The sequence below is a fragment of the Friedmanniella luteola genome, assembly GCF_900105065.1.
GTDB classification, from domain to species: domain Bacteria; phylum Actinomycetota; class Actinomycetes; order Propionibacteriales; family Propionibacteriaceae; genus Microlunatus; species Microlunatus luteolus.
This window is the reverse complement of the sequence record NZ_LT629749.1, coordinates 2,159,218-2,170,757: the sequence shown is the minus strand read 5'-3', so window position 1 is coordinate 2,170,757 and position 11,540 is coordinate 2,159,218. Positions and strand designations below refer to the sequence as shown.

The 11,540-nt window shown below is 74.8% G+C and carries 8 protein-coding genes; 1 reads left to right on the top strand and 7 read right to left on the bottom strand.

The annotated features are described in order from the left end of the window. Positions 1-24: 24 nt before the first annotated feature. On the bottom strand, positions 25-2,031 hold the full coding sequence (gene thrS, locus BLT72_RS10320; protein ID WP_091417142.1) for a threonine--tRNA ligase: 2,007 nt from the start codon (positions 2,029-2,031) through the stop codon (positions 25-27). Positions 2,032-2,239: 208 nt separating this feature from the next. Further along, the gene (locus tag BLT72_RS10315) at positions 2,240-3,673 is read right to left on the bottom strand and encodes a sugar porter family MFS transporter (RefSeq protein WP_091412669.1); all 1,434 of its coding nucleotides are present in this window, start codon (positions 3,671-3,673) and stop codon (positions 2,240-2,242) included. Between the two features lie 187 nt (positions 3,674-3,860). Here BLT72_RS10315 and arfA point away from each other — a divergent pair, with 187 nt between their 5' ends. Then, a complete protein-coding gene (gene arfA, locus BLT72_RS10310) occupies positions 3,861-5,396 on the top strand; it encodes an arabinosylfuranosidase ArfA (protein ID WP_091412667.1) in 1,536 nt (511 codons plus the stop codon). An 84-nt stretch (positions 5,397-5,480) separates the two neighbouring features. Here the strand turns inward: arfA and BLT72_RS10305 are convergent, their stop codons facing one another. The 5 genes from BLT72_RS10305 to BLT72_RS10285 all read right to left on the bottom strand — a co-directional run bounded on the left by BLT72_RS10305 (position 5,481) and on the right by BLT72_RS10285 (position 11,535). After that, on the bottom strand, positions 5,481-6,371 hold the full coding sequence (locus BLT72_RS10305; RefSeq protein ID WP_091412665.1) for a 2-hydroxy-3-oxopropionate reductase: 891 nt from the start codon (positions 6,369-6,371) through the stop codon (positions 5,481-5,483). Between the two features lie 64 nt (positions 6,372-6,435). Beyond that, a complete protein-coding gene (locus tag BLT72_RS10300; protein ID WP_091412664.1) occupies positions 6,436-7,497 on the bottom strand; it encodes a M24 family metallopeptidase in 1,062 nt (353 codons plus the stop codon). Continuing rightward, the gene (locus tag BLT72_RS10295) at positions 7,494-9,488 is read right to left on the bottom strand and encodes a DUF6807 family protein (protein WP_091412662.1); all 1,995 of its coding nucleotides are present in this window, start codon (positions 9,486-9,488) and stop codon (positions 7,494-7,496) included. Before BLT72_RS10295 ends, BLT72_RS10300 begins: the two co-directional genes overlap by 4 nt. Further along, positions 9,485-10,597 (bottom strand): mandelate racemase/muconate lactonizing enzyme family protein, encoded by a 1,113-nt coding sequence (locus BLT72_RS10290; RefSeq protein ID WP_091412660.1) that lies wholly within the window; start codon positions 10,595-10,597, stop codon positions 9,485-9,487. The genes BLT72_RS10295 and BLT72_RS10290 overlap by 4 nt, the downstream gene beginning before the upstream one ends. Continuing rightward, positions 10,594-11,535 carry an NAD-dependent epimerase/dehydratase family protein gene (locus BLT72_RS10285; protein ID WP_091412658.1) on the bottom strand — a complete coding sequence of 314 codons (942 nt, stop codon included), beginning with the start codon at positions 11,533-11,535 and terminating at the stop codon, positions 10,594-10,596. Before BLT72_RS10285 ends, BLT72_RS10290 begins: the two co-directional genes overlap by 4 nt. Positions 11,536-11,540: the final 5 nt, after the last annotated feature.

The following is an 11,540-nucleotide window of genomic DNA, read 5'->3' as shown; positions in this document are numbered from 1 at the left end:
GACATCAGACGCGGCCAGCCGCGCTCAGACCTGGGTGCGGCGGGCGATCGCGTCGGTGATCTCGGCGACGGCCTCGGCCACCGGGACGCCGTTCTTCTGGGTCCCGTCGCGGTAGCGGAACGACACCGCCCCCGCGTCGCGGTCCTCGCCCCCGGCGATCAGCTGGTAGGGCACCTTCGCCTTCTGGGCCGTCCGGATCTTCTTCTGCATCCGGTCGTCGGAGTGGTCGACCTCGGCCCGGACCCCCGCCTTCCGGAGGCCGGCGAAGACCTCCTCGAGGTAGTCCGCGAACTCGTCGGCGACCGGGATCCCCACCACCTGGAGCGGGGCCAGCCAGGGCGGGAAGGCGCCGGCGTAGTGCTCGACGAGGACCCCGATGAACCGCTCGATCGAGCCGAACTTGGCCGAGTGGATCATCACCGGCTGCTGCCGGGTGCCGTCGGAGGCCTGGTATTCCAGCCCGAACCGTGCGGGCTGGTTGAAGTCGTACTGGATGGTCGACATCTGCCAGCTGCGGCCGATGGCGTCGCGGATCTGCACGGAGATCTTCGGGCCGTAGTAGGCCGCGCCGCCCGGGTCGGGCACCAGCTCGATGCCCGAGCGGGTGGCGACGTCCTCCAGGACCTGCGTCGCGACCGCCCACTCCGCGTCGGACCCGATGAACTTGTCCGAGTCGTCGCGCGTCGACAGCTCGAGGTAGTAGTCGCTCAGCCCGAAGTCGCGCAGCAGCCCCAGCACGAAGTCCAGCAGGTGCTGGATCTCCCCCGGCGCCTGCTCGGGGGTGACGTAGGAGTGGGAGTCGTCCTGCGTCATGCCGCGGACGCGGGTCAGGCCGTGCACGACGCCCGACTTCTCGTAGCGGTAGACGTTGCCGAACTCGAACAGCCGCAGCGGCAGCTCGCGGTAGGACCGCCCGCGCGAGCGGTAGATCAGGTTGTGCATCGGGCAGTTCATGGCCTTGAGGTAGTAGTTCCCGCCCTCGACCTCCATCGGCGGGAACATGCCCTCGGCGTAGTACGGCAGGTGCCCGGAGGTGTGGAAGAGCCCCTCCTTGGAGATGTGGGGCGTGCCGACGTAGGAGAAGCCCTCCTCGATGTGGCGGCGGCGGACGTAGTCCTCCATCTCGCGCTTCAGCACCCCGCCCCTGGGGTGGAACACGGGCAGGCCGGAGCCCAGCTCGTCGGGGAAGGAGTACAGGTCCAGCTCGACGCCCAGCTTGCGGTGGTCGCGCTTGGCCGCCTCCTCCAGTCGCGTCTGGTAGGCCTTGAGCGCCTCGCGACTCGGCCAGGCGGTGCCGTAGAGCCGCTGCAGCTGCTGGTTGGCCTGGTCGCCGCGCCAGTAGGCGGCGGAGTTGCGGGTGAGCGCGAACGCGGTGAGGTAGCCCGTGTGCGGCACGTGCGGGCCGCGGCACAGGTCCTTCCAGGCGACGGAGTCGTCGCGCCGCAGGTTGTCGTAGATCGTCAGCTGGCCGGCGCCGACCTCGACGCTGGCCGCGTCCCCGCCGCCGTCGGGCCCGTCGGGACCGGTCGCCTCGGGTGCCGCGGAGCCCTTGTCGGCGATCAGCTCCAGCTTGTACGGCTCGTCGGCCAGCTCGGCCCGGGCCTCCTCGTCGCTGACCTCCCGGCGGCGGAAGCGCTGGCGCTCCTTGACGATGCGCTGCATCGCCTTCTCCAGGTCGCGCAGGTCCTCCGGGGTGAACGGCTCGGCCACGTCGAAGTCGTAGTAGAAGCCGTCGACGATGGGCGGGCCGATGCCCAGCTTCGCGTCGGGGTGCCGGGCCTGGACGGCCTGCGCGGCGACGTGGGCCGCGGAGTGCCGCAGGATCGCGAGCCCGTCGGGGCTGTCGACCAGCACGGGCTCGACGACGTCGCCGTCGGCGAAGGGCCGGTCGAGGTCGCGCAGCTCGCCGCCCACGCGGACGGCGACGACGGCCCGGTCGGTGCCGAACAGGTCGAGGCCGGTCGTCGTGGTCTCGACGTCACGCTGCTCACGGGCGTCGTCGCGGACCAGGGTGATCGACAGGCTCGACACGTTGCGCACTGACCTTTCTCACGGGGTTCTCGGGGCCGGCGGCCCGGCCCAACCCTAGACCGGGACGGCCGTGGCGCTCGACGCCATATCGGGCCGCCGCCCGCCCGTCCGCACTGCTGCACCCCGGACGCGCTGCTGCACCCGGTGCACGGGGCGCACCGTCACCGACGGGGTGCAGGAGGGCTGGTCACCCGCCGGCTCCCGCCCCTCAGACCTCCGCGCGGGTCCGGTTGGTGCTGCCCTGCATGTCCTCCAGCTCCATGCCCTTCGTCTCGGGCACGAGAGTGCGGACGAAGACGAAGGAGACGAGGGCGAAGAAGGCGAACCCGCCGTAGATCCAGCCGAGACCCACCGACCGGGCCAGCTCGGGGAACAGCAGGGAGACGGCGAAGTTGGCGACCCAGTTGACCGCCGTGCACAGCCCGAGGGCGACGGCGCGCATCCGGTTCGGGAACATCTCGCCGAGCATCACCCACATGATCGGGCCCCAGGTGGCAGCGAAGCAGACGACGAACAGGTTGGCGCCGATGAGGGCGACGACCCCCCAGTTGCCGGGCAGGGTGACGTCGTCACCGCTCCCCTGCTGCTGGGTGAAGGCCAGGCACGCCATCAGCAGGCCGACGAACATGCCGGCCGAGCCGCTCATCAGCAGCTTGCGGCGGCCGAGCCGGTCGACGAAGAGGATGGCCACGAAGGTCATCACCACGTTGATGACGGCGGTGATCACCGAGGTGGTGAAGGACTGGTCCTCGGTGAACCCGACCGAGCGCCACAGGGTGGTCGAGTAGTAGAAGATCGCGTTGATGCCGACCAGCTGCTGCAGCGCGGCCAGACCGATGCCCACCCAGACGAGCGGATGCAGCCCGCCGCGGTCGCCGCGGACGTCCCGGAAGGACGACTTCGACTCCCGCCGCAGGGTGATCCGGATCTCCTTGATCCGCTCGGCGGGGTGCCGTTCGCCGGTGACCCGGCTGAGCACGTCGGCCGCCTCGTCGTCGAGGTCCTTGGCCACCAGGTACCGGGGCGACTCGGGGATCGTGAGCGACAGCAGCCCGTAGACCACGGCCGGCACCGCGCCGACCAGGAACATCCAGCGCCAGGCCTGCAGCCCGAACCACAGCTGCTCGGACGCGCCCCCGGCGGCGTCCTGCAGCAGTGCGTCGGAGAGCAGCGCGGCGAAGATGCCCAGCGTGATCGCCAGCTGCTGGGTCGAGGCGAGCGCCCCGCGGTAGCGCGCCGGCGCGATCTCGGCGATGTAGGCGGGGGCGATCACGGAGGCGATGCCGATCCCCAGGCCGCCGATGATCCGCCAGATGATCAGCGACACGACCCCGGTGGCCAGCCCCGCGCCGAAGGCGGAGGCGAGGAACAGCACGGCGCCGATCAGCATGACCTTCTTGCGGCCGATCCGGTCGGCCAGCTGGCCGGCGAACCAGGCCCCGACGGCGCAGCCCAGCAGGGCGACGGCCACCGAGAACCCGACGAGCACGTCGCTGAGCCTGAAGTCGCCCTGGATGGCGTCGACGGCGCCGTTCACCACCGAGCTGTCGAACCCGAAGAGGAACCCGCCGACGGCGGCCGCGACGGTGACGCCGACGACCTTCGCGGTGTGCTTCTCGTTCTGCTCCGTCGTTGCGGACACGTGCTGACCTCCGACCCTGGGGCGAGCGCCCCGGGGACCGACGGTAGTCCCGCCGCTCCGCCCGCCGGAGACCGGGGATGCCTCGACGGGCTATGCGCTCGGGACCCCTGCACGGCGGGTCGCCCGGCGGGAGCGACGGGGGCACGCACTAGCGTCGGTGTCCCACCCCGCAGAGGAAGGACCTCCGTTGGTCCAGGCACGTGTCACCGTCGACCGCGACTTCACCCTGGGACCGGTCCCGCGCCGGCTCTTCGGCTCCTTCGTGGAGCACATGGGCCGCTGCGTCTACACGGGGATCTACGAACCCGGTCATCCCGAGGCCGGCGCGGACGGGCTGCGCCGGGACGTCCTCGAGCTCACCCGCGAGCTGGGCGTCAGCGTCGTCCGCTACCCCGGCGGCAACTTCGTCTCGGGCTACGACTGGGAGGACGGGGTCGGGCCGGTCGAGCAGCGTCCGCGGCGGCTGGACGGCGCGTGGCACACCCTGGAGACCAACGCCTTCGGCCTGCACGAGTTCGTCGACTGGGCGCGGCAGGCCGACGTCGAGATCATGGAGGCGGTCAACCTCGGCACGCGCGGCGTCGCGGCGGCCCGGGCGCTGCTGGAGTACGCCAACCACCCCGGCGGCACCGAGCTCTCCGACCTGCGCCGCCGGAACGGGGCCGAGGAGCCCTTCGGCATCAAGCTGTGGTGCCTCGGCAACGAGATGGACGGCCCCTGGCAGATCGGCTTCAAGACCGCGGACGAGTACGGCCGGCTGGCGGCGGAGGCCGCGCGGGCGATGCGGATGATCGACGACTCGCTGGAGCTGGTCGCGTGCGGCAGCTCCAACCTCTCGATGCCGACCTTCGGGGCCTGGGAGCAGACGGTCCTCACCCACACCTACGCGCTGGTCGACTACATCTCGCTGCACGTCTACTACGCCGACTCCGACGGCGACGTCGGCAGCTTCCTGGCCAGCGGCGTCGACATGGACCGCTTCATCGAGGCCGTCGTCGCGACCGCCGACTTCGTCCGGGCGCGCGACCGGCACACCAAGACGATCAACCTCTCCTTCGACGAGTGGAACGTGTCCTACCGGCACGACCCGGAGCACCCGGTCGCCACCGAGGCCGAGATCACCCGGAACTGGGCCGAGCACCCGCCGATCGGCGAGGGCGACTACGACGTGACCGAGGCCGTCGTCGTCGGCACCCTGCTCAACTCGCTGCTCCGGCACGGGGACCGGGTCAAGATCGCCAACCAGGCGCAGCTGGTCAACCTGCTCGGCCTGGTCCGCACCCAGGAGGGCGGCCCCGCCTGGCGGCAGACGATCTTCTACCCGTTCGCCGCGATGGCGCAGACGGCGTCCGGGGAGATCCTGCGGCTGTCCGTCACGTCCGACCACTACACCACCGCCCGGTACGGCGAGGCCGACCTGGTCGACGCCAGCGCGACCTGGGACGCGGCGACCGGCCGGATCGCCCTCTTCCTGGCCAACCGCAGCCTCGACGAGGCCGCCGAGGTCACGGTGCCCCTGCACGGCTTCACGGCCGACCAGGTCGTGTCGGCCCGGGTGCTCGCGACGCCGGAGGGCGGTGACCGCTTCAGCGCGAACACCGCCGACGCCTCGCCGGTCGGCCTCGTCGACTGGGACGGCGCGGTCCTCGAGGACGGCGCGCTCGCGGTGACGCTGCCGGCGCTGTCCTGGGCCGTCGTGGAGGTGGCGGTCACCCCCAGCTGACCACCGCTCCCCGGCGGGTCGAAGGGGCCGCCGCCCATCCCCGGGCCCGTCGAAGGGCCGTCGACGGGCTCAGGCCGCGGGGGCTCAGTCCCCGCTCACCGGGCGGCCGGACAGCCGCTCGACGCCGCGCAGCAGGGCGGAGTGGTCGAGCCCGCCGTCGCCCTGGGCGCGGAGGGCGCCGATCAGCTGGGCGGTCAGCGCCCCGAGGGGCAGGGCGACGCCCTGCTCCCGGGCCGCGGCGGTGACGATGCCCATGTCCTTGTGGTGCAGGTCCACCCGGAACCCCGGCTCGAAGCGGCCGGCCAGCATGGCGGCGCCCTTGCGGTCCAGCACAGTGCTCCCCGCGAGGCCGCCGGCCAGCACCCGGAGCGCCGCCTCGTCGTCGACACCGTGGGCGCGCAGGAAGACGATCGCCTCGGCGAGCAGCTGGTAGGTGCCGCCCACCACCAGCTGGTTGGCCGCCTTGACCGTCTGGCCGGAGCCGGCCGGACCGACGTGGACGACGGTGCTGCCCATCACCTCGAGCAGCGGCCGGGCCGCGGCGAAGGCGTCCACCTCGCCGCCGACCATGATCGAGAGCGTGGCCTCCTGGGCGCCCGCCTGCCCGCCGCTCACGGGGGCGTCGAGCACCCGGACGCCGGCCGCCGCCCCGGTCGCGGCCAGGCCGACGGCCACGTCCGGGCGGATCGAGGACATGTCGACGTGCAGCGCCCCGGGGCGGGCGTGGGCGTAGATCCCGTCCGGGCCGAGCGCCACGGCCTCGACGTCCGGGGAGTCCGGGACCATGGTGATGACCACGTCGGCGTCCCGGACGGCCTCCGCGACGCTGCCGCCGTCCTGGCCGCCGGCCTCGACCAGCCGCTGGACGGCCGCGGGGCTGCGGTTGACGCCCCGCACGGTGTGGCCGGCGCGCACGAGGTGGGCGGCCATCGGGCCGCCCATGATGCCGAGCCCGACGAAGGCGATGGTGCTCATGGTGTCGCGTGTCCTCTCGGCCGCCCGGGGGCGGCGTGGGTGGTGGGGCGGGCCCGCTGGCGGGTCAGCGCTCCCAGACGACGGGCCGGCGGCGGCCGCCGACCCGGACGGACGGCCAGCGCGGGTCGACGCTGAGCACCTCCAGGCCGTCGTCGCCCAGCAGCACGGTGTCCTCGACCTTCCCCCCGGGCACCCACGGGTTCCAGGCGAAGGCCTGGCCGACCGCGACGGAGAAGGAGCAGTCGGGGGTGGCGCGCGGGTCCCGGCCGGCGTAGCCGGCGACGCCGCCCTGGTGGTGCCCGCGCCAGTGGTCGGCGCCGAAACCCTGGGTGGCGTAGGCCCGGCCGACCACCCCCAGGACCTCCGCCAGCGTGACCCCGGGGGCCAGCGCGTCGAGGGCGGCCTGCTCCACGGCGAGCACCCGGTCCTGGACGTCCCGCTCGGCCGCGTCGAGGTCTCCGAAGGCGAGGGCCCGGCTCAGGTTCACCACCAGCCCGTGCCGCCGGGCGCACAGCACGACCAGGACCCGGCGGCCCAGCGGGCCGCCGGTGGGCAGCGGGTGGGGCAGGTGGGCACGGTCCTCGCCGCCGACGAGGACGACCAGGGGGTCGGCCCCGCGCTCCACGACGGCCCGGGCGACCTCGCCCGCCAGCCGGCGCTCGGTCCAGGACGGCTCCGCGACGGCGAGGACGTCGGTCAGGGCGGTCGCCGCGTCGGCGCCCAGCCGGGCGAACCGCTCGGTCTCGACCGGCAGCAGCGGCGAGCGGGCCCGCAGCAGGGCGTCGGCCAGGGCGGTCTCGGGCCGCGCGTGGAGGTCGGGCCGCCCCGCGTACCAGGGCCGCTCGCAGACGGTCAGCCAGCCGGGCAGCTCCTCGCGGACCAGCCGGGCCGTCTCGTTGCTCGTGAGCAGGACCTCGTCGGCGTCCCGGCTGACCCGGACGGCGAGCACCGGGTCGGCGGCCAGGCTGACGTGGCTGCGCGCCCCGTCGAGGTACCAGGCCAGCGCCGTCGAACCGGTCAGCGCCAGCGCCTCGGCGCCCGTGCCGTCCAGGACCGCCAGCAGCCGGCGCCGCTTCTCGGCGTGGTCGGCCGACGTCGTGACGACGGCGGGTGCGAGCCCGGTCATGCCCGCACCCCGACCAGCGCGGCGGCCACGTCGGCGGCCTCGGCGGGGCTCAGCCGGCCGTCGACGACGGCGACGTCGAACCGCCGGGCGAGCTCGCCGCCCGGGGGCAGCACCACCGGGTCCCGCCAGGCGAGGGCGGAGCCGAGCCCGGGGTAGTCGCGGACCCGGACGAACCAGGGGTCCCCCGCGTCGGCGGCCGACGGGGAGGACAGCACCACCGTCGCCGGGCCGCTGACCCCGGGGGCGGCCGTGAAGTCGGCCGCCCACGCCACCCAGGGGCTGACGGTGCCCTGCACCGCCTGCTCGCCCCGGGCGTCGGCGGTGAGGACGTCGACGTCCGCGCAGGCCGGGAACCGCCAGAAGAAGCCGCCGTAGCCGCCGTCGGGGCGGCCCTTGCTGCCCGGCGAGCCCACCGTCGCGCCGCGCCCGGCGCGCAGCACCGTGCCGAGGTGGAGGTGCCAGGCCCGGCCGTCGAGGGGCCCCCAGCGGACCGTCCGCTGCTCCTCGAGCAGCACGGCGCCGTCGCGGCTCCGCCACGCCAGCCGCTGGCGGAACCCGCCGTCGGTGACCAGCGGGGGCTCACCGTCGACCCGGCCGTGGTCGTCCAGCAGCCGGTAGCCCTGGCCGTGCACGTAGGTGCCACCGCCCCAGAGGTTGGTGCCGTCGACGTCGGGGACGGCCAGCCCGACACCGGTGTGCCAGTCGTGGTCGGCCGGGTGCTGCGCGGACACCCGCACCCCGGTGAGCGTCGAGACCGGGTGCAGCACCGGCCGTGGGGTGGAGGTCGGCAGCGTGCCGGCCCCGTCGTGGTAGTCGGCGACGCGGTGGCCCTCGACCCGGAGCCGCACCAGCACGCGGTCGCGGCCGGCGTGCGCCCAGGGCACCCCGAGCTCCCGGAAGGTGCGGCCGGTGGAGGCCGCCCGCTCCAGCCAGTGCTCCACGTCGTCGACGACGGGGTACCGGTCCGGCCCCTCGCCCACCCAGCGGATGGCTCGCGGGTCGATGCGGACGGGGTCGTCGGCGTCGGCCACCGCGGCCAGCACCCGCATGAACGCCCCCGTGCTGACCAGCGGGACCCGCAGCGGCTCACCCGTGCGGCGGTGCGCGAGCAGGTTCTCCAGCAGGTCCTCGCGGCCGAGGACCTGGGTCCGGGGTCCGTCGGGTCCGTGGACGACCACCTCGTCGGTGGTGTAGCGGTAGTCGGCCGACCCGCCGGGGCCGTGCACGTGCAGCACCGGCTCCCGCTGCACGGGCGCGCACAGGGTCAGCGCGCAGGTGACCGTCCGCCCGCCGGTGGTGTGGACGCGGACCACGGAGGTGTCGTCGCTCTCGATGGCGTTCGCCCGGTACAGGTCCACGTCGACCGCCCGCACGTCGTCGACGGTGCGGGCGCGCACCAGGGCCAGGGCGGTGGCCACGGCGTGCGCGAGCGGGTTGGTGGCGACCCCGTCGACGACGGCGCGGCCGTCCAGGCTGCGGTGGCCGGCCCAGGGCGAGCGCTCCCAGTAGGCGCGCGGGCGCGACCAGGCCCCGACGGCACCGACGTGGGTGACCGCGCCGATCTCGAACGCGTCCGCGGCGAAGGCCTCCAACCCGTCCGAGCCCAGGCTCTGGAAGCCGACCTGCACCACCCGGCCGGTGGCGGTCTCCGTGGCGAGCAGCCGGGCGAAGTCGTCGAGCGAGGCGACCGGCGGCTTCTCCAGCAGCACGTCCGCGCCCGCCCGCAGGGCGGTCTCGGCCAGGACGAAGTGCTCGCCCAGCGGTGCGGCCACCACGACGACGTCGACCGGGCCGGCGACGGCCAGGGCCGCGGGCAGGTCGGGGTGCAGCGGGACCCCGTGCGCGACCGGCGGGTCGGCCACCACGACCGGGTCGACGCAGGCCACCAGCTCGACCCGCCCCTGCTGCTGCAGCCCGGCGATCCGGGCCGCGTGCACGGCCCCGAAGCCGCGGACGCCGACGAGGACGACCCGGGCGGGCCCGCCCGTCACGCCGGACGTCCCGACGCGCCGACGAGGGCGCCGGAGAAGTCGAGGCCCAGTCCGGGGCTCCCGGTCACGCGCAGCTCGCCGTCCTGCACCACCACCGGCGGCGGGTCGGCCAGCAGCCCGAGGGCGGTCAGCGAGGCGTCCTCGACCTCCTCCACCAGGCAGGGCCGGGTCAGCGTGAGGGCCAGCTGGCCGGAGATCTCGGGCAGCAGGTGGGGGTGCAGCGCGACACCGCGCTCGTCGGCCAGCGCCGCGATGCTGCGGAACGGGGTGATGCCGCCCACCCGGACGACGTTGGGCTGGACGATGTCGCAGGCGCCGAGGTCGAGGGCGTCGCGGAAGCGGTACACGGTGTGCAGGTTCTCCCCCATCGCGACGGGGGTGGCGATCCGGCGGCGCAGCTCGGCGTGGCCGGCGAGGTCGTCCGCGCGCAGCGGCTCCTCGATCCAGGCCGGGGCGTGCTCCTCGAGGACGGCCATCGCCGCCGTCGCCGTCGCCAGGTCCCAGCGCTGGTTGGCGTCGAGCATCAGCCCCCGCTCGGGACCGATCACCGCCCGCACGGCCGCCACCCGCTCGTGGTCGACGGCGAGGTCGGGGCCCCCGACCTTGATCTTGACGCTGGCGAACCCGGCCTCCACCCAGCGCCGCGCCTGGGCCACCAGCTCCTCGAGCGGGTAGTGCAGGTTGACCCCGCTGCCGTAGACCGCGACGCCCGCGCGCCGCGCGCCCAGCAGGTCGACGAGGGAGCGCCCCGACCGGCGGCCGGCGAGGTCCCACAGGGCGAGGTCGAGGCCGGCCATCGCGATGGTGGTCAGCCCGCCCGAGCCGGCCTCGTGCAGCCGCGACCACAGGGCCGGCCAGACGACCTCCGGGTCGACCGGCCCGCCGACCACGGCGGCGCTGATGTCGTGCTCCAGCAGGGCGTGCACGGCCTCGGCGCCGATGCTCGGGGTCCAGCTGAAGCCGGTCCCCGTCGCGCCCGTGCTGTCGACGACCGTCACCTCGAGGACGTGGTTGACGCCGACGTCCGGCCCCCACGGTCGCCGGAGCCGGGCGACGTGCCGCCGGGTCCGCAGCTCGACCAGGCGGGGACCGTCGGTGCCCGTCGTCACCGCACCGCCCCGGCCGCGGCGCGCGGCGCGTCGACCAGGGCGGTCCGCCAGCTGTGCTGCGGCCGCCAGCCCAGCAGCCGCCGCGCCTTGCCGTTGGCGAACGCCGGGGCGGTGCCGGTGAGCGCCTGCGCGGCAGCGGCTGTGCCGGGGTGGAACCGGGGCAGCAGCTCGGCCAGCGGCGCCGTGGCCAGCGCGTCGTCGGCGCCCACGAGGAAGGTCTCGCCGTTGGGGATGTCGGGCAGGCCGGCCAGCAGCGCGTCGACGAAGGACGCCGCGTCCCGGGCGTCGAGGTAGTTGAACAGGGCCGGCGCGGACAGGGCGGGGTTGGCCAGCCGCTCCGCGACCGTGTGGCCCTGCTGGGTCAGCGCCCCGTGCCACTCCTCCGGCGCGATGACGAAGCAGGGCCGGAAGGCGGCGAACCGCACCCGGTCCCCCACCTGGGCGACGAGGGTGCGCATGACGTGCTCGGCGGTCAGCTTGGAGAGGCTGTAGGCGTTCCAGGGCCGGGCCGGGGACTCCTCGTCCAGCGGCAGCGACGCCGGCACCCAGCCGGTGGGCGCGCCGTAGCCGTGGACCGTCGGGCTGCTGGCCACGACGACCTTCGGCACACCCGCGGCGACCGCCGCCGACAGCACGGTCCACGCCAGCATCGTGTTGGTCTGCAGGATCACCGGCTCCGGGGCGCTGAACGGCACGGCGATGGCCGCCAGGTGGACCACGGCCTCGGGCCGGACGTCGGCCAGCACGGCCTCGGTCGCGGCGGCGTCGGTGAGGTCGGCAACCAGGCTCCCGGGGTCGTCGCCCGGTTCCCGGTCGACCGAGACCACGGTGTGGCCCCGCTCCCGCAGGCCGGCGACGACGGTCCGGCCCAGCCGGCCCGCCCCTCCGGTGACCAGCACGCGGCTGGGCGGGGTGGGCGTGAGGTCGCGGTGGTCCATGGGCT

What these genes read in the sequence shown, in the direction of transcription:
- BLT72_RS10305 (WP_091412665.1), bottom strand. Translation starts at nt 6,371, where the DNA reads ATGAGCACCATCGCCTTCGTCGGGCTCGGCATCATGGGCGGCCCGATG.
- BLT72_RS10300 (WP_091412664.1), bottom strand. Translation starts at nt 7,497, where the DNA reads ATGACCGGGCTCGCACCCGCCGTCGTCACGACGTCGGCCGACCACGCC.
- BLT72_RS10285 (WP_091412658.1), bottom strand. Translation starts at nt 11,535, where the DNA reads ATGGACCACCGCGACCTCACGCCCACCCCGCCCAGCCGCGTGCTGGTC.